19 protein-coding genes are annotated in these 16,410 nt (G+C 60.3%); 2 read left to right on the forward strand and 17 right to left on the reverse strand.

Going from position 1 to position 16,410, the window contains the following annotated elements:
* The first annotated feature begins 89 nt into the window (after positions 1–89).
* Positions 90–581 carry a Bkd operon transcriptional regulator BkdR gene (bkdR, locus tag V6F78_RS01795; RefSeq protein ID WP_047275082.1) on the forward strand — a complete coding sequence of 164 codons (492 nt, stop codon included), beginning with the start codon at positions 90–92 and terminating at the stop codon, positions 579–581.
* Positions 582–616: 35 nt separating this feature from the next.
* Here bkdR and V6F78_RS01800 read toward each other — a convergent pair whose 3' ends face one another.
* The 16 genes from V6F78_RS01800 to V6F78_RS01875 form a co-directional block, all read right to left on the reverse strand.
* A complete protein-coding gene (locus tag V6F78_RS01800) occupies positions 617–1,162 on the reverse strand; it encodes a histidine phosphatase family protein (RefSeq protein WP_047275081.1) in 546 nt (181 codons plus the stop codon).
* A gap of 235 nt (positions 1,163–1,397) precedes the next feature.
* Complete coding sequence (gene lpxO, locus V6F78_RS01805) at positions 1,398–2,297, reverse strand: lipid A hydroxylase LpxO (protein ID WP_047291238.1); 900 nt, start codon at positions 2,295–2,297, stop codon at positions 1,398–1,400.
* Positions 2,298–2,524: 227 nt separating this feature from the next.
* A complete protein-coding gene (locus V6F78_RS01810) occupies positions 2,525–3,466 on the reverse strand; it encodes a PfkB family carbohydrate kinase (protein WP_169858994.1) in 942 nt (313 codons plus the stop codon).
* On the reverse strand, positions 3,459–4,922 hold the full coding sequence (locus V6F78_RS01815; RefSeq protein ID WP_048377278.1) for a purine-cytosine permease family protein: 1,464 nt from the start codon (positions 4,920–4,922) through the stop codon (positions 3,459–3,461). The genes V6F78_RS01810 and V6F78_RS01815 overlap by 8 nt, the downstream gene beginning before the upstream one ends.
* A 95-nt stretch (positions 4,923–5,017) precedes the next feature.
* Complete coding sequence (locus tag V6F78_RS01820) at positions 5,018–6,022, reverse strand: ADP-ribosylglycohydrolase family protein (protein ID WP_332726515.1); 1,005 nt, start codon at positions 6,020–6,022, stop codon at positions 5,018–5,020.
* Positions 6,019–6,732: a GntR family transcriptional regulator gene (locus tag V6F78_RS01825; protein WP_047291245.1), complete on the reverse strand. Its 714-nt coding sequence runs from the start codon at positions 6,730–6,732 to the stop codon at positions 6,019–6,021. The genes V6F78_RS01820 and V6F78_RS01825 overlap by 4 nt, the downstream gene beginning before the upstream one ends.
* A 150-nt stretch (positions 6,733–6,882) precedes the next feature.
* Positions 6,883–7,572 carry an endonuclease gene (locus V6F78_RS01830; RefSeq protein ID WP_048377275.1) on the reverse strand — a complete coding sequence of 230 codons (690 nt, stop codon included), beginning with the start codon at positions 7,570–7,572 and terminating at the stop codon, positions 6,883–6,885.
* 4 nt (positions 7,573–7,576) lie between these two features.
* A complete protein-coding gene (locus V6F78_RS01835) occupies positions 7,577–7,828 on the reverse strand; it encodes a DUF1654 domain-containing protein (protein WP_047275066.1) in 252 nt (83 codons plus the stop codon).
* 153 nt (positions 7,829–7,981) lie between these two features.
* The gene (locus V6F78_RS01840; RefSeq protein ID WP_047291250.1) at positions 7,982–8,887 is read right to left on the reverse strand and encodes a metal ABC transporter solute-binding protein, Zn/Mn family; all 906 of its coding nucleotides are present in this window, start codon (positions 8,885–8,887) and stop codon (positions 7,982–7,984) included.
* Positions 8,888–9,787: a metal ABC transporter permease gene (locus tag V6F78_RS01845; RefSeq protein ID WP_047275062.1), complete on the reverse strand. Its 900-nt coding sequence runs from the start codon at positions 9,785–9,787 to the stop codon at positions 8,888–8,890.
* Positions 9,784–10,539, reverse strand: coding sequence for a metal ABC transporter ATP-binding protein (locus tag V6F78_RS01850; protein WP_048377273.1), 756 nt, complete (start codon positions 10,537–10,539; stop codon positions 9,784–9,786). The genes V6F78_RS01845 and V6F78_RS01850 overlap by 4 nt, the downstream gene beginning before the upstream one ends.
* Positions 10,536–11,474, reverse strand: a complete 939-nt coding sequence (locus tag V6F78_RS01855) for a metal ABC transporter substrate-binding protein (protein ID WP_070413417.1) — start codon at positions 11,472–11,474, stop codon at positions 10,536–10,538. Before V6F78_RS01855 ends, V6F78_RS01850 begins: the two co-directional genes overlap by 4 nt.
* 34 nt (positions 11,475–11,508) lie before the next feature.
* Complete coding sequence (locus V6F78_RS01860) at positions 11,509–12,063, reverse strand: DUF6162 family protein (RefSeq protein ID WP_047291254.1); 555 nt, start codon at positions 12,061–12,063, stop codon at positions 11,509–11,511.
* The gene (locus V6F78_RS01865; RefSeq protein ID WP_080963738.1) at positions 12,060–12,365 is read right to left on the reverse strand and encodes a hypothetical protein; all 306 of its coding nucleotides are present in this window, start codon (positions 12,363–12,365) and stop codon (positions 12,060–12,062) included. Before V6F78_RS01865 ends, V6F78_RS01860 begins: the two co-directional genes overlap by 4 nt.
* Before the next feature lie 35 nt (positions 12,366–12,400).
* Complete coding sequence (locus V6F78_RS01870; RefSeq protein ID WP_332726517.1) at positions 12,401–12,943, reverse strand: thiamine pyrophosphate-binding protein; 543 nt, start codon at positions 12,941–12,943, stop codon at positions 12,401–12,403.
* Positions 12,940–14,148, reverse strand: coding sequence for a PepSY-associated TM helix domain-containing protein (locus tag V6F78_RS01875; RefSeq protein WP_047280462.1), 1,209 nt, complete (start codon positions 14,146–14,148; stop codon positions 12,940–12,942). The genes V6F78_RS01870 and V6F78_RS01875 overlap by 4 nt, the downstream gene beginning before the upstream one ends.
* Positions 14,149–14,420: 272 nt before the next feature.
* Between V6F78_RS01875 and V6F78_RS01880 the strand changes: the two genes are divergently transcribed.
* Entirely contained in the window at positions 14,421–15,260 is an 840-nt protein-coding gene (locus V6F78_RS01880; protein WP_332726518.1) for a hypothetical protein, read from the forward strand.
* A gap of 126 nt (positions 15,261–15,386) precedes the next feature.
* Here V6F78_RS01880 and V6F78_RS01885 read toward each other — a convergent pair whose 3' ends face one another.
* A complete protein-coding gene (locus V6F78_RS01885) occupies positions 15,387–16,337 on the reverse strand; it encodes a siderophore-interacting protein (protein WP_047291259.1) in 951 nt (316 codons plus the stop codon).
* Positions 16,338–16,410: the final 73 nt, after the last annotated feature.

Here is a 16,410-nt window from a genome sequence, read left to right on the forward strand (position 1 = left end):
TGAAGAATATTTATCTGTAGTTCGTTGTGCTTTACGGCGAATAAGGATAAGAATTCTGCATAAACATAAAAAACAGGTGGTTTTGTCTCATGCGCAAGCTGGATCGAACGGATATCGGGATTCTCAACAGCCTTCAGGAGAACGCGCGCATCACCAATGCGGACCTTGCGCGCTCGGTCAACCTGTCGCCCACCCCGTGTTTCAACCGGGTCAAAGCGATGGAAGAGCGCGGGTTGATTCGCGAGCAAGTGACCTTGCTCGACGCCGACATGCTCGGCCTGCACGTCAATGTGTTTATTCACGTGAGCCTGGAAAAGCAGGTGGAAGAGGCGCTGCAACATTTCGAGGCGGCCATCTCGGACCGGCCCGAGGTGATGGAGTGCTACCTGATGGCGGGTGACCCCGACTACCTGATTCGCGTACTGGTGCCGAGCATTCAGGCGCTGGAGCGCTTCATGATGGACTTCCTGACCAAAGTCCCCGGCGTTGCCAACATCCGCTCCAGTTTCGCCCTTAAGCAAGTGCGCTATAAAACTGCGCTGCCGTTGCCGCCGGGCGGGTTGGTGCTCGAAGAACGCTAAACCGGATGCGGGGACCCGCCTCGAGTTGCCTCAGCTCAGAATCGCAGCCGCCAGCGTTCGTTAAAACGCAAATCCACGACCGCTAACGGCTCGATGTCAATCAGGTTGAACGAAGCGGTGCTGGCCGCCAGGGCATGCAAAATGGCGGCGCGGATCACGAACGGATGCGTGACCACGGCAAAATGGCCTTCCTCGCGGAATTCATCGAGCCAGGCGCCCACCCGCAGGCACAGGTCCTGCACCGACTCGCCATGGTGGGGCGCGGCATAGGGGTTGCTGAGCCAGTCCGCCAGGGCCTGCGGGGTGCTCTCTTGCAGGTCAGACAGGCTTTGGCCTCTCCAGTCGCCAAAATCGTATTCTTCCAGCGCGGGCACGATTTCGATTTCGCTGCCCAGGGCATGGGCGGTTTGCAAGGTTCGGGTCTCAGGGGCGCAGAGAATCCGCACCGGTTTTTTCAGCACTGTGGCCAGTTGCCCGGCTTTTTCCAGGCTTTTGCTTTCTGCCGGCTCATCTTGCGGGAACCGGCCCAGACGCTGGGCTTCGGTACGGGCATGGCAAATAAAACTGAGACGAATGGGCATGGTGCAGACCTCCAGAGTCCTGTCACACAGTCGCCTGCCAGGGCGGTTCAACAAGCACACGCCAGCCAGTATATGGGCGCGCTTTCGCAACTCAAGGCGCATTGCCATGACGGCTGATTAACACAAGGTGCGGGAACGACGTGAAACGTGAGACGTGGGGCAGGAGGGTGGGAAGCGCCGCGCAGCCGCTACACAGGTGAGCGACTGCGGGTGTCGGGGTCAACGGGCGAGCGGTTCAGATCAGCAGGAACAGCGCCAGCAAGCCGCCGAAAATGGCCCACTTTTCAAGGTAGTAGCGTGTGCGGTTGCGCTTTTTCAGTTCCTTGCCGCGCAGGCGGATTTTGTACAGTTTGGTGAACGCACGGTTCAGGCCGCCGACCTTGTCATTGGCGTCGTTCGGCGAGCTGGCAGAGGCCATGACGGTACGGCTGAACCATTGGTTGAACGCGGCCGCCCAGCGGTACTGCATCGGCCGCTCGACATCGCAGAACAAAATAATGCGGTTTTTGTCTGTCTTGTTTTCGGCGTAGTGGATGAAGGTTTCGTCGAACATCACGGCTTCACCGTCACGCCACGCGTAATTCTGACCGTCCACGTTGATGTAGCACCCTGGATCGTCCGGCGTGTCCAGGCCCAAGTGGTAACGCAACGAACCTGCGTACGGATCGCGGTGGCGCACCAGCTTTGAGCCGGGCGGCAGCTCGGCGAACATGGCGGCTTTGATCGTGCCAATGCCATTGAGCAGTTCGATGGTGCGTGGGCACAGCTCCACGGCCGAAGGGTGATTGTCGCCGTACCATTTGAGGTAGAAGCGCTTCCAACCGGTTTTGAAAAACGAGTTGAAACCCACGTCATTCGGTTGCTCTGAGCGCTTGATCTCGCCCGCGTGCATCAGCTTGCGGGCTTCTTCGCGGATCTCTTCCCAGTGCGCTTGCAACGGTTGCAGTTCCGGGAAGTCCTCAGGCTTGAAGTAAGGCTGGCTGGGGACTTTGGAGAACAGGTACAAAAAGCAGTTGATCGGTGCCAGAAAGGTTGAATGGTCGCTTAATTGACGGCTCAGCTTATGCCGAACCTTGCCCCGCAAGTGGACATATGCGATGGACAAAACGTAGACAGCAATAATGATGAGTTTCAAGAGTATCGTCACAAGTCGAGAGAAAACGCCGCCCTGTTAGCACGCAAATGGCTCGGGAAACGTAAGAATTACCGCGCACAGGTGCAACTGGAGGGATGTTAAAGGGCAAGGTTAAATCAGCCCTTTAGGCATTTTCCAGCTTTTGTGGAGGTTTTATACACTTTTGCTTACATTCTTTGGTCGTGTTGATTGTGGGAATTAACCCTGAAGAGATTCAGAAATTGCGTTCACACCTCGGAAGTACGGGCGTTTTGCTGTGCCATGAACCCATCGATCTCCTCTGCACGGGGCGCCGTGGCGGGGCCCCGCCGGGTCACGGCAATGGCCGCCCCGGCGTTGGCCCGTCGCGCGGCTTCAACCGGCGTAGCGCCATGGGCCAATGCCGCCAGCAACACGCCTGTGTGAGCATCACCCGCACCGTTGCTGTCCAGCGCGTGCACCTTGAACCCGGCAATGCGGTGGTGGCCATGGGTATCGCTGACCCGGCAGCCGTGCGCGCCATCACGTACCACGTTCAGGCAGGTGCGAGGCAAGCGTTCATCCAGCGCCGTCAGGGCATCCTCCAGCGTGCACGTACCTGTGAGGGCCTGCGCTTCATGGCGATTGCTGGTCCACAGGTTCAGGCGTGGCAACAGTGCGTCCAGCAAGTGGGGGGCGATGTCGTGGAGCAACGGGCCGGGATCGAGGCTGATGTGAACATCCCCCGGCAAGGCCAGCAGCCAGTCCAGCAAGGGTTGCGCTTTGCCAGCGTGCAGCAGGCTGTAACCGCTGACATACACGTAGTCGTCATGGGCCACCTGCACCTGTTGCAGATCATCGGCGCTCAGCACGCCCTCGGCGCCGATGTACGAGATGAACGTGCGTTCTGCGCTGGCTTCCGTCAGGGCCACACACAGGCCGGTGTCTGTGTGCGGATCGGGTGGCAGGGTCGGGGTGATGCCTTCGTCGCGCATGGCCTGACGCGCCAGTTCACCGAACCGGCCTTGGCCGTGTCGCCCCAGGTACAGGGCGGGCAGGCCGTTACGCCGGGCGGCGGCCATCACGTTAAAACCGCCCCCGGCGTGGAAGCTGGCGCTGCTGGCCAGCGCATCACCGCCCGAGGGTGGCAGGGTATCGAGTGCCATCACCAGGTCGATGATGATTTGGCCCGTGTGCAGCATCCTAGGCATGGACAGGCTCCGTGCCACTGAGACGCCGGTCGCGCGCGCCGCCCAGCAGGGCATACAGGCCGCCTGCCACCACGAAGGTCACCACCCAGCCCATTCCGTTATGCCCCAGCCAGGCATCTGCCAGCGGGCCGACAAACCAGTCGGCCTCGCTGCTGCCCACCCGGGTAAAACAGAACCCCAGGATCAGCGCCACGGCCCAGGCACCCAAGGCCCGCCATTCGATGCCGCCGGTGTACCAATAGGCACTGGAAGGGCTGACGTCCATCAAGTCCTGGGCGCTGTAGTAATGACGGTGGATCAGGTCGACCACAAAGATGGCGACCCACGCGGTAATCGGAATGGCCGTCAGGGAGATAAAGGTAATGAACGGGCCATAAAAGCTGTCTGCGTACAACATGAAGTAAATCGAGCCACAAAAAATCGCGACGATATCCACGACCACCGCCTGGACGCGCTTGATCCTTACCCCGAGGGTCAAGGTGGTCAGGCCCGCGGAGTACACCGACAGGTGATTGGACAGCAACAAGCCGCCAAAGGCGCTGAGCAAATAGGGCACGGCCATCCAGGCGGGCAGCAGGTTGCGGATGGCGGCAATCGGGTCGGTGGCCGAAGCCAGTTCATGATTGCCCACGGTCAGCAAACCGCCGAGGGTAATCAGCAGCACCAACGGTATGCCAGCGCCCCAGGCCGCAGATGCCACCAGTTGCGGGCCACTGACGCTGCGTTTTTGATAGCGCGACATGTCGGCCCCGGCGTTCGCCCAGCCGATACCCGTGCCTGCCGCCATGATGCCGATACCGATAATCACAGCGCTCATGGGGGCCGAAGGCGCTGCAAACACACCTTGCCAGTCGATGGTGGCGCAGAGAAAACCGCCGACCAGTACGTTGAGGGCGCCGAACACGTAGGTGGCCCATCGCTGGATGACTAGTAACGTGGCATGGCCAAGCCCGGACACTGACAAGGTGAGCAGGGCAAAAATGGCAATGCACAGCAGGGTCAGGAGCGGGGCGCTTTTAGCGTCGGTCGGGGTGCCAAACACGATGGCACTCAGGGCCAGCAAAACAAACGCTGCCGTGGTGGTATTCACGGTTTCCCAGCCGACCCGCGAAATCAGCGACACCAGTGTCGGCCCGATATTGCCGCGCACGCCGAAAATGGCTCTGGAGAGTGTCAGGCTTGGCGCGCGGCCGCGTCGCCCCGCAATGGAAATGACCCCGACCACGGCGAACGAGCCTGCGGCGCCGATCAGCGCGACAAGAATGACTTGCCAGATCGCCAAGTGGTGAAAGGCCACCAGCGTGGCGCCCAAAGGCAACCCTAAAATGCTGATGTTGGCGGCAAACCAGACCCAAAACAGTTGCAGCGGATTGCCATTGCACTCCGTTTCCGGGACGGGTTCGATGCCACGGGTTTCCAGTTGACCGGCGCTGTGGCCGACGGGGCGATTGTTCATGGGTGTCGCTCCTGATGCTTATTTAGCGTTTTTAAGCAAAGTGTCGCGCCGGTTTTGGGCCGCAAACCGGTGTGCAGTCCATTGCGAGGGGGCATCTAAGCGTTGCGCAGGGTTAACAACGCCTCGACCAGAGGTTCGAGTTGCAAGTGATTGACGTCCCGCACCTGCTCAATCAGTGCCGTGGGCCAGGCGTCGAGCCCCTCACAGGCGCCCAGCATGGCCCCGAGCACCGCAGCGATGGTGTCGGTGTCGCCGCCAATACTGGCCGCCCTGCACAGCGCATCAAAACTGTTCATTTCACCACTGGCCACCCGCTGTGCCAGCGCAAAGGCTGCGACCACGGATTCTTGTGAGGCGACTGAGGTGCCTATCACGTCGTACAGCAGATCCCCGACGTTATCGTTGTTGCAATGCGCGCTGGCATCGCGTGCCCAGCGCAGGCGAGGCCCGATGCGCGCGCCTGCCACCCAATGGCCGTGATGCTCGGCTATGTAGGCCATTTCAGTGCCGGCATTCAAGGCGTGTTCGAGTTTTTTACCGTTGATCCCGCTGGACACCACGGCCGCGACTGCGGCAGCGCTGGCGATTCCCAAACGGGTGTTGTGGGTCACCTGACACGACTGGACGACCGCCTGTATGAAGCGTTCGGGGTGCGCGATGTCGCTGACGATGCCGACGGGCGTAATGCGCATGGCCGCACCGTTGGTGGTGCCATAACGGCCTGCTTCTTCGGGGCTGTGGCCCGCCAAAATCAGGCTGATGGCCCGTTTGGTGGAGGGCCCCAGCAAGTCTTGTGAGCCCTTGGCCTGCATCCCGGCCTCCCAGTCAATCAGCCGCTGTGCCAACAGAGCGGCGGGGATGCAGCCCTGATTTTCGATCAGCAGTTGAGCGACGAGAATGGCTTGCTCGGTGTCGTCGGTGACTGAGCCCTTGGCCATGTACGGGGCTACGGGCTGATCGGCGGGCGCCGATTCAAGGGTGGTGATGCGGCCGAAACGGGCAGCGATTTCGGCACGGCTGAACGACTGGGTGGGCATGCCCAGCGCATCCCCCAGTGCCAGTCCGTAAAACGCGCCCAGCGCCCGGTCACGTTGTGTCACAGGGGCGCCCCGAATGACTGGTGCATGCGGAAGTGCTGCGGATCCAGCCAGCTTTCGACCTGCTCCATGAAACGACCTTGTCGGTCATAGGTGGTGCGCAGTGCCTTTAGAAATACCGCGCCGGGCGTTCGCCCCAGCAGTTGCGCGTCGGCGACGGTCAACGGTTCGGCACCGATCCATTGATCGCCACGCTCACCCACAAAGCCATAAGCGGCGAGGGTGATGGTGAGTGAATCGTCGATCAGCCCTACCCGTGGCAAGCTTTCAAGGCCGTTGGTGGCCGGCATCAATGAGCGCTCCAGCGACACCGCGGTGCCATCGGCGCGACGGCGTCGGCGGTCCAGGGTAATGAACTGGCTGACACCAAACTGATGAAGCAACTCGGGCCGCTCAATGGCTTCAAAACGCAACAGTTCGGTATGGATGCGCGCGCCAGTATCAGCCAGCGCCTGGGTCCAGCCATTGTTTTGATCCAGCGTGATGCCGTCGTAGGTCACGACAGAGCCGCCCCCGGCACGGGTGGCGATATAACGGCGACGTTCGAGTTCGGTCAAGGCCTGACGCAACGTATGGCGGGTGACCCCCAGTTCTTGTGCCAACTTGTCTTCTTCGGGCAGGGGTAAGCCATCGACTAAACGTCCGCTTTCTATTCGGTGAACCAGTTCATCTACCACGTGTTGTTTCTTATTGAATCGAGCTTGTCTAATCATGTGCAGAGTAATAGCTCAATAATGGCACTTCGGCAATAAAAGGGCCTCTGAATCGAGGGCATGCAGGAAGGGTTACAGCGGTGCTGATGTGAAAAGCCCCTTGAGCCTCAGGGCAGCAAGACTCAAGGGGTAACGTGCTTGCGGGTGGCTCTAACCGCAGGCCTTGAGATTAACCGGGCCGACGAACTCATTACCGCGACCCATGACACAGGCCACGGCCTGGTTACGCTGGCGTTCCCAAGCTTGCACCGGGTAGGTTTTATCCCACGCTTCGTATAACTGTCGGTCTTGTTTGGACAAGCGCAAATTGTAGCGCTTGCTCATATAGAAATAGGTGCGAGCGATCATCCCCCGGATAGAAGGTCGGGGCATGACCTTCTTTGCTTTGAAGTCCACCTGGGTCAAACACGAACCGTATTGCCCCGGCTGCTGCGGGAGCCAGCCGAAACTGAAGTTGTTGCGGTCACCGTTGACCTCGCCGATGCTCGGCACCAGGTTGTGCAGGTCGGCCTCGGCCACTTTGTAGACCGGGTCGTTGCGGGTGCAGTTTTTGCGTCCTCCTTTTTGCCAGCATTGGCGTTGATGGCCAATCTGCCAGGCTGGCACGATGTGTTCCCATTCAATGCGTGCTGCGCGGTTGGCATTTTTGCGCGGCACATAGCCACAGGCCTTGAGATTGACGCGGTTGCCTGTGTATTTGCAGCCACAGTAAAACTCGGTGGATTGAGGTGCGTAGAGTTTCCAGGCAACCTTTTTCGCTTCACTAAAGGTTTGCGGCGCAGCCGCGTGAACGCTTAAAGCAGTGAAGAGGCTGGCAAATGCCAGTAAACAAACCCTCATTGACTCAGTCTTCCTCAGGCACAGTCCAGAAAACGTTCACGCCGCCATCATCGCGATGGGCAACGGTGACGTTGTCGTTTTCGGAGATTTCTTCCAGCAGGCGCTCCCAGAATTCCGGGTTATCGCCTTCCTGACGCAAAAGGACCGCCATTTTGGCCTTTTGTGCCTTGGGAGAACTGATTTCTTTTTGTATGCGAAGCCCGAACAATTCGTAGGGTGTTGGAGGCGTCGGTGCTTTCGCTGCTTTTTTAGCCATGATGCGGTCCTTGGTTAGCTGTATGTGCATACAGTATTTAACTGCGCGACATTTCGCAACCGTTTGGTGCATTCCGGTGGCTGGGAGGGTGGAGTCCTCCGGCTTCGAGGGGGACGCAAACACGGCCGCGCCAACATCCTGCTCGATACCGTGTTACGCCTTGTTCAACGCTTTGATGATTGCTTCGATCGTGGCCTGCAGTTGCGCCACCGGATCTGCACCGTCGGCGTTGACCACCAGCAGTTGGCTGCCGCTTTGTGCCACGGCCGCTGTTAACGCGTCGCTGGGGGCACGATGGTCCAGCACCAGCGCCACGTCGTTGTCTTTCAGGGTGCGGGTCAGGGCTTCAAGGGCTTCGGGTGTCCAGGGCTGGTCAGATGGGTGGTCGACCGTCACCGGTTCCAGGTTTAACCCTGCCACCAGGTAATCCAGTCGGTCGGACAAACTCACCACGCTCAGGTTGTCGACGTTGGCCAGTTGCTGTTCAGTGTCGGCGCTGAGCTTGAGCAGGCGTTGCTTGAGGGCGGCCAGATTGGCTTCGATCTGCGGTTTGGCGTGGGGGGCCAGGCGTACCAGGTCGGCGGCCATAACGTCGGCCATGCGCCCCATGTTGTTGCTGACCAGCCACGGCTGAGTGTTCAGGCCATCGCGCGGGGCGCCCGGTTGCAAGGCGATACCCGGCAGGCTGCCATCGACCGGGCGTGCGGCATCGATTTCGACGATGCGCAGGTTGCTGCGGCGTGCCATGGGGTAGAGCGGGTCGTCGCTCCATACCGAACGCAGGCCGATGACGGCATCGGCGTGTTCGGCCAGTTTGTGCAGGGCGGGTGCGCCGCGCCCACTGAAGTAAGCGCTTTGGCGGCTGCCTGGGAGATTGGCGGCCGCAGCGCGTTCCAGGGTCACGTCAGTGTCCTTGAGCAACAACTGGCCCAGGCCATAGGTGATCGGTAAGCTGGCCAGAATGCGCACCGGTTGTGCCGCCGGGTGGGCGGCCATGAGCGGGGTGCTGAGCAGGCCGGTCAGGGCCAGCGCGAGGGTGAGTGTGCGCAGAGTAGGCATTTATCCAATATTCCCTTTCAGGCTGGGGACCACACCGCGCGCGATGGCGGCGAGGGCAAAGGCGATACCGGCCACCAGAATGATTGCGGCGCCGGAGGGGATGGGCAGGTCGAACACGATGGGCAACAGAATCCCGCACAACGTGCTGAACGTGGCAATGACTACCGAGATCCAGAAGAAACCCTTCAGCGACTGGCTCAGCAGCCGTGCCGCGGCTGCCGGAATCACCAGCAGGGCGCCTACCAGAATGGCACCGATGACCTTGACCGCCGCGACCGTGATCAGCGTCACCAGAATCACGAACAGGTAATCCAGCGACTTCACGGCCACACCGCGCACGGCGGCCAGTTGCGGATTGAAACTGGCCAGCATGATGCGGTTGTACAGCGGCAGGCTTAGCCCGAGCACCAGCGCACCGACAATCGCCAGCACCAGCAAGTCGTTGCCGTTGACGGTGAGGACGGAGCCAAAGAGCACGTTTTCGAGAATGTGAACGTTGATCTTGCCCGCCAGAATCAGCAGCAGGCTGGCGCCCAACGCCAGTGACACCGAGAGGAAAACGCCAATCAGTGTGTCGGGTGCCAGACCGGTGCGATTGCGCAGGTAATTGAGTGACACGCCAAACAGCAGGCAGTAGCCGAACAGGCTGCCATAGGGCCCGGTATAGGGTTCGCCGAGCAAAATGCCGATGGCGACCCCCGTCAGTGCCGCGTGGCCCACCGCTTCGGAGAAAAACGCAAAGCGCTTGACCACCACCAGCGTTCCCAGGCCGCCAAGGACCGGGCCGATCAACAGACCGGCCAGCAACGCGTTGACCACAAAACCGTAGGCCAGTACCCCGGGCAGATAACCCGCCGAGGCCCAGCCTTGAACCATCAGCCGAAAGGCTTCGTAACTCATGAATCAGTGCTCCCGTGGCCGGTGGGGTGAGTCGCAAACAGGTTCAGCAGGCGTTCGGGGCTCAAAGTCTGTTCGGGTGGGCCGTCGAACAGCACCCGACGGTTGAGCCCCGTCACTCGTTCAGCCAAACGCTTGACGGCCGCCAGGTCGTGTTCGATCCACACCACGGTCACGCCCGCCTGACGCCAGTCCTTGAGCAAGCGTTCAAACACGCGGGCGCCAGCTTCGTCCAGTGCTGACATGGGTTCGTCCAGTACCAGCAACTGCGGGGCCGGGATCAGGCCCTGAGCCAGCAGCACACGCTGGCGTTCACCGCCGGACAATGCGCCCATGCGGCGCTTGCGTTTGTCCTGCATGCCGACCCGCTCCAGTGCTTCACCAATGGCGGGCGCTACCTTGCGCGACAGGCCCAGAAAGGCCGGTCGCCGTTGGCACATGGCGGCCATGAAGTCGTCCACCGTCATGGGCAAGCCCCGGTCGAATTCCAGCGCCTGCGGCACGTAGCCGATCGGACCGGTTGCGCCCGGCCAGTTCAGGCACAGGCGGCCCTGATGCGGCATCTGCCCCAGCAGGGTCTTGATCAGCGAGCTTTTACCACCGCCGTTCGGGCCGACCAGCGCATGCACACTGCCGGGGCGGATGTTGAAACTGACGTGATCGAGAATCGGCGTCTGGCCCAGGGTCAGCGAGACCTGGTCGAACTCAACCCCGGGGCCGGTGGCGAGGGTGGCCAGCGGTTCGGCAGCGCTCATGCTCCGGCCTCCTGTATGGCCTTGACCACGGTGTTGAGGTTGCCGGTCATTTCTTTTTCGTATTTGTCAGCGCTGTAGTCGCCATAGGAAATGTGTGACAACGGATAGAGCTTGACCCCCGACTCGCGCTGGATGGTGTCGACGTAGGTGGAAGGGAAGTCCATCTCCGAGAAAATCACCTTTACGTCCAGTGCGCGCAATTGGTCGATGGTCTTTTTCAACTGGCTCGGGCTGGGCTCGATGCCGTGGGCAGGTTCGACCACGGCCGTGACTTCAAGGCCAAACTCGCGCAATAGGTAGTCATACGCGGCATGCACAGTGGCCACCCGTAAATCGGCATTGGGGGCTTCGGTCAATTTGGCCAGTGCATCGGCCCGCATCTGGCGCAGGCGTTTGCCATAGGCGCGGGCATTGGCGGTGTAGGTTTTGGCATTGGCCGGGTCCAGCTTGCCCAGTTCGCGGGCAATGTTGTTGACCTGGGCAATCGAGGCGCTGATGGACAGGAAGGTATGAGGGTTGACCACTTTGCCTGCACCGCGGGCGGCATTGCCGGTGGCGGCCAGCAACGGCACGTTCTGATTGGCCTCGATCACCGGGATGTCGGGCGTTTCGCTGGCTTCGATCATGCGGTCGGCGAAGTCGTCGTGGCCCACGCCGTTGAGCACGATCACATCCAGCGTGCCGATGCGTTTGATGTCTTCGGCCCGGGGTTCGTAGGCGTGGGGGTTAAAACCGGCGGGAATCAGCGGCACCACCTCGGCCTTGTCGCCGACGATGTTGCTCACGTAGCTGTAATAGGGGTGCAAGGTGATGCCGATGCGTAACGGCTTGGCGAGCGCTGTCGGGGTGTCGGCCGAGGCGAGCGGGGCAAGGCAGCAGGCAATCAGCCCGGCCAGCAACAGGGTGCGGCGACGCAGAACAGATGAAATGGACATGGCGAGCAGGCTTCTCTCAGGTCAGGCGGTGGGTTCAGTGCCGATGCTGGCGAGTCACCCCGGCATCGAATTGCGCGATCACTTGCTGCCAGCCGTTGCTGCGCAAGGCCGCATCGCTGACGTCGGCGGGTACGCTGACCGTGCTGTTGCGGTTGAGCCAGACATCCGGCTCAGCACCGATACGCAACAAAAACGAGCCCGCAACCTCAGGGTGGGGGCTCACGCCCAGGTACGCCTGGTCGCCCAGCAACTGCCACACGTGGCCGCCGCGGCTGATTGAGCTGGCGTCGGCCGCAAAAGGGGCAAACCCTTCAGCGGCCAGTTCTGAGGGCTCGGCCAGCGCATTCGAGTCTTCGCGCAGCCACTGGATTTCGTCGAGTGTGACCCGCAGGTCGGCGTAGATCCCTTGCTCGGCGGCGTTCAAGTCCCGTCGCGCATCCAGTTGGTGGGCCGCCACTGTGGTTTCGCTCAGCGATTCATGGCGCCACGCCACCACCGAACCGGCAACGCTCAGGATCAACAGGCATAACAGCAGGACGTACAGGGTTTCATGCCCGGCCCCGGCGGGGCGTACCACGTGCGTATTCATGGGGCCTCGATGTCGGCTTGGTCGATTTCAACGATGTGCCCGGGGCCCGCGTCAAACAGCACGTAAAATTCGCCATCGGGTTTTTTGAACGTCAGGCTGGAGTCCTGACCCAACTTGCCGGGCACCAGAATGGTTTCGTCGTAACCGATGACGTCCAGGGTGACGCCCGGCGCGCCACTGCCGTCCGAGAATCCGCCGGTGCAGCGGATCTGTTCGCCATCTAGTTCTTTGCATTCGCACATCGGGTTGTGCGCAAGCACCGGGGTGCTCATGACCATGCAGGCGGCAAAGCCTGCGGTCATCAGGCGCCGCGCAGGGAGTCTGGACAGTCGCATGTTCATGGTTTGCCTCCTTGTTGTTTCAGCCAGGCCACCGTGGCAGGTGATGCCGTTTTCAGGGGGATGGATGCCTGATGCACCGAGCCGTCCCAACCTTCAAGGGTGACCCACAGCTCGGCATTCTCTTGGGTGAGCAGCGGCACGGGAACGGTGGCGCCCAGGCGATAGGGCGTGCCGAAGAAAATCACCCCGGCGGTACGCAGGCTGCGGGGTTTGCCGATGCGCAGGTAGACCGCCTTGACCGGTTCGATGCAGGCGTCGCACAAGGCCGCGTTAAAGTTTTTCATGTAGCCCGCAGGCCCGTCCGGGCGTGGCGCTTCGTCGCGCAGCTCGGCCAGTTGCAGGCTCCAGGGGCCGACCTGCAGGGTGCCGATGTCGCGTTCGCCCAGACCGCTGTCGCCGCGAAACAGCGACGCATCGGCGAAGTACTTGGGCATGAACCCCAGCGGCACCAGCAACAGCAAAATGTTCAGGTGAAAGCGCCATTGGTGCCACCAGCGGCTCAAGGGCGAGGCGGGCTGCGCCGTGGTTGCCTTGCTCATGCGTTGACCTGCGTGTGGTTATCGGTGGTTGTTGTGGCGGCCTGAGCGGCAGGCGCGCGCGCAGGCGTGTTGCTGCGCTTGAGGGCGTGGGCGGTGGCCAGTGCGGTGCGCTTGGTCCAGATCAGCAAACCGCTGAGCACCATCATGCTCAGGATCAGGCCGAAGAAGAACCAGATCAGCTTGACCCAAATGCCGCCAAAGTCGCCGGTGTGCAGCGGCCGCATCGACTCGGTGACCAGCTCCAGGCCGGAGCGGTCGGCAATCATGCGCGAGCCTTCAATCAGGCCGTTGTACGGGTTGATCTCGGCGGTCTGAAACAACAGCGGGTACCAGCCCGGACCGCCGACTTCGATATGGCCGTAGGCATTACTCGGCAGGCTGATGAAGCTGGCTTCAAGGCCGGGAATTTTCTCGGCAGCAATCGACACGGCCTTGTCCAGACTGATCTGCGGCGCCGGTTTGCCGTCGGGCATGATCGGCACGTCCTGACGTGCCACCACCGGCGGGTTGCCGGCCGTTGAAATGGAAATCTGGTTATCGAACATGAACGCCTGAATCAGGAACCACAGGCCGGTGATGGAAATCACCGCGATAAACCAGATCGACCAGATCCCGCACAGGCGATGGAAGTCGCCCCAGAAAATTCGCGCGCCGTGCTTGAAGCGCAAGTTGGGTTTGAAAAAGCCTTTCCAGAATTTCTTGTAGACCACCAGCCCGGTAATCAGCGAGCCCAGCAACGGCAGGCCGAGGAACGACACCAAATACCAGCCCCAGCTGTAACCATTGGTGAACGGCACCAGCCACCAGCCGTGCAGGGCGCGGGTGAACGCTTTGAAATTGAAACTCGGGCTCTCGCCCTGAATGGCGCCGGTGTAGGGGTTGATGTACAGCGAAGGTGAGCGCCCGTCGGGGTACACCACATCGGCCACCAGCGCGAAGTGGGCCTCGTCGGGTCGGCTGATCGACTGCACGGCCAGGGCGGGTTCGGCCTGATGAATGGCAGTGAGCACCTGTTCATAGCTGAGTAGCGGCGCATCGTCCGAGGGCTGGCTGGCACGGGCTTCAGGGGTCGCCAGCCACACAATTTCCTGGCTCACCACGGCCAGGGTGCCAGTCACGCACACGATCAGCACGAAGAACCAGATCGGCAAAGTGAGCCAGCTGTGAACCAGAAACCAGAGCTTGGAACGGGATTTTTTGGACATGGGTAACGGCAAACTCGCGGTTGAGCGGGTGTTAATCGCCATTGAGAAGCGATTGCTTATCCATGTAGGACGGATGAGCAGGCCGAAACCCGAACCTTGAGATGTAAAGAATTATTACAGCGCGTTTTCGTAGGGCATTTCAGAGAGGGTATTCAGTTTTGTTGATAGTCACAGACATGGGCAAAAATCTAGGCATTGCGACCTGTTAATTTATAGATGTATTCATGTGGATCCGTTAAAAACCAGATAAAAAGAAGAAGCAAGGAGTTGCAATGAAAGTCAGTCGCCATAAAGAAATACAGGGGTATGTTTTGGTGGTGTGTATGTCGCTGATGTCCGGATGTGGGACGTTGATGAGTGAGCGGTCAGGAGGGTTTAGCGGGGTTCGAGAAGATATGAAAATTGCCAAAGAGCCCTTTTTCTGGATAGGTTCACTCGGGTTGCTCCCGATGATGGGAATCGCCTCCATGCCGGTGGATTTGGCAGTGGATATTGTTTTGTATCCGTTCGATGTTTGGCTAAAAAATAGTTTGCGGGTCAAAGATACACCTCGTCCCGTGGGTTATTCGGCCCCGCTGTACAGCATTAATTTAACCGGCGGTGGTGACTTCGATTATGCGATATGGACGTATTATGATGCGCCTCGAAACAACACTGACTTTACAAAAGTGACCGCGCTCCAACAGCCCGACAGCTACACGGCACGCGCGGTGTCAGCCCCCAGCCCCGGCGGGCCTGTAAAACCCGTGGCCGGGGTGATCAATCCGGCACGACTGTTTTCACGTTATCCCTACAATTCAGAGACCACCTACAGCTTTCACAAATTGGGTCCGGAGTATCAGGGGGCGGAGGGTGAGCGCTATCGAAACACAACCAAGATTAAGGAAGCCAAGCTGGCGCCTGTTGATGATGTAACGGACAAGTCCATTATTATTTTTTTTATGCCGTGTAATGAACTGGTGTTAGTTCGTTCTGATGTGCCTGACTACAACCCTGAGGCGTTACAACTGCCTGGCGTGCAATCCCTGTATAAAAAATTGAAGAAACAGTCCTCTCTCGCCAAATGCCCTGTGCCTGCATCGACTGATAAGGTTGTGGTTGTTCAGGGTTAAATATTTCGCCAATCCGATGTTGATGTATGACTCATAACCTGTACTTGTGGAATGTTCTTACAGGGGAAGCGAATCAAGTGCGCGCGATTGAACTTTATTAGTTTCAATCGCCTGCACGCTGAGTCATTATTCCAGTGACCGCCCCAGTTTCCAGTAACCCATCAATGTCAGTTGCTGGCGTGCCAGCCCTTGTTCGTTGATTAAAAACCGTCGAATCGCCATCACCGCAGCGGACTCACCGGCAACCCAGGCATAAAAGTCGCCCTGTTTGGCGCTGGCGCGCTCCCAGGGGCGCTGGGTGTTGAGGTCCAGCTCTTCAGCGGCCGCCGTGTTGGCCATGCGCGTGTTCACCGGCGGCAAGCTCGCCAGCTCCCGGGCCGCCAGGGTCATGCCTTCGCCGTGGCGCTTGCCCAGACTGGCGCGGGGCAACCAGTGGACCTTGGCATTCAAGCCGCAGAGCAGGGGCAGGCAGTCGGCTTCTTCGGGCACTTCGATAAAGGCTTGTACCCGTGGCGCATCGGGGTGGTCGGTCAGTTGCTCCAGAATCCCGGCCAGCGCCGGTAACGCGGTTTCGTCGCCAATCAACAACACCTGCCGCACCCCTTGGGGCGGCTGCCATTCATAGCCTCCGGGGTCGCCTCGATACGCCGCCTGCGGCGCGACGATTTGCAGGCGGTCGCCCGGCTGGCTGTGCACGGCCCAGCGCGAGGCCGGGCCGGTTTCCCCATGCAGGACGAAGTCGATGTCCAGCTCGTGGGCGTCGGGCCGCAGGTCGCGAACGGTGTAGGTGCGCATGGGCGGGATTTTGTCAGCGCTCAAGGCGCGCCGCGCTGCCTGCCAGTCACCGCTCTTCGGCAGGCAGGGCAAGGTCCCGTCGTTACTGGGGAAGAACAGCTTGACCCGCTGATCCGGGGCCAGGGTTTGCATCAGTCCCACATCTGCGCCGGTGAACACGAAACGCATCAGCGAAGGGCTCAGGGCAATGCGCTGCTGGAGGTGGATGTCGAACAGTTCATAACCGCCAGGTTTGCTCAGGCGTTTGCGCAGGGTGTGCACCAGCGTGGCAGCGACAGACATAAACAGCACCTCGGTCAGTGGGAGTCATGCTGGATAACGAGTGAGTGCCGCCGGTATTTACCCCGGTACGGCC

It is taken from the genome of Pseudomonas sp. ESBL9 (assembly GCF_036668715.1).
Classification (GTDB): domain Bacteria; phylum Pseudomonadota; class Gammaproteobacteria; order Pseudomonadales; family Pseudomonadaceae; genus Aquipseudomonas; species Aquipseudomonas lundensis.

Bases quoted from the DNA above. Each gene is read 5' to 3' on its own strand.
- bkdR (WP_047275082.1), top strand. From the start codon at position 90: ATGCGCAAGCTGGATCGAACGGATATCGGGATTCTCAACAGCCTTCAG.
- V6F78_RS01800 (WP_047275081.1), bottom strand. From the start codon at position 1,162: ATGCCCATTCGTCTCAGTTTTATTTGCCATGCCCGTACCGAAGCCCAG.
- V6F78_RS01810 (WP_169858994.1), bottom strand. From the start codon at position 3,466: ATGCCTAGGATGCTGCACACGGGCCAAATCATCATCGACCTGGTGATG.
- V6F78_RS01815 (WP_048377278.1), bottom strand. From the start codon at position 4,922: ATGAACAATCGCCCCGTCGGCCACAGCGCCGGTCAACTGGAAACCCGT.
- V6F78_RS01825 (WP_047291245.1), bottom strand. From the start codon at position 6,732: ATGATTAGACAAGCTCGATTCAATAAGAAACAACACGTGGTAGATGAA.
- V6F78_RS01830 (WP_048377275.1), bottom strand. From the start codon at position 7,572: ATGAGGGTTTGTTTACTGGCATTTGCCAGCCTCTTCACTGCTTTAAGC.
- V6F78_RS01835 (WP_047275066.1), bottom strand. From the start codon at position 7,828: ATGGCTAAAAAAGCAGCGAAAGCACCGACGCCTCCAACACCCTACGAA.
- V6F78_RS01840 (WP_047291250.1), bottom strand. From the start codon at position 8,887: ATGCCTACTCTGCGCACACTCACCCTCGCGCTGGCCCTGACCGGCCTG.
- V6F78_RS01845 (WP_047275062.1), bottom strand. From the start codon at position 9,787: ATGAGTTACGAAGCCTTTCGGCTGATGGTTCAAGGCTGGGCCTCGGCG.
- V6F78_RS01850 (WP_048377273.1), bottom strand. From the start codon at position 10,539: ATGAGCGCTGCCGAACCGCTGGCCACCCTCGCCACCGGCCCCGGGGTT.
- V6F78_RS01855 (WP_070413417.1), bottom strand. From the start codon at position 11,474: ATGTCCATTTCATCTGTTCTGCGTCGCCGCACCCTGTTGCTGGCCGGG.
- V6F78_RS01860 (WP_047291254.1), bottom strand. From the start codon at position 12,063: ATGAATACGCACGTGGTACGCCCCGCCGGGGCCGGGCATGAAACCCTG.
- V6F78_RS01865 (WP_080963738.1), bottom strand. From the start codon at position 12,365: ATGACCGCAGGCTTTGCCGCCTGCATGGTCATGAGCACCCCGGTGCTT.
- V6F78_RS01870 (WP_332726517.1), bottom strand. From the start codon at position 12,943: ATGAGCAAGGCAACCACGGCGCAGCCCGCCTCGCCCTTGAGCCGCTGG.
- V6F78_RS01875 (WP_047280462.1), bottom strand. From the start codon at position 14,148: ATGTCCAAAAAATCCCGTTCCAAGCTCTGGTTTCTGGTTCACAGCTGG.
- V6F78_RS01880 (WP_332726518.1), top strand. From the start codon at position 14,421: ATGAAAGTCAGTCGCCATAAAGAAATACAGGGGTATGTTTTGGTGGTG.
- V6F78_RS01885 (WP_047291259.1), bottom strand. From the start codon at position 16,337: ATGTCTGTCGCTGCCACGCTGGTGCACACCCTGCGCAAACGCCTGAGC.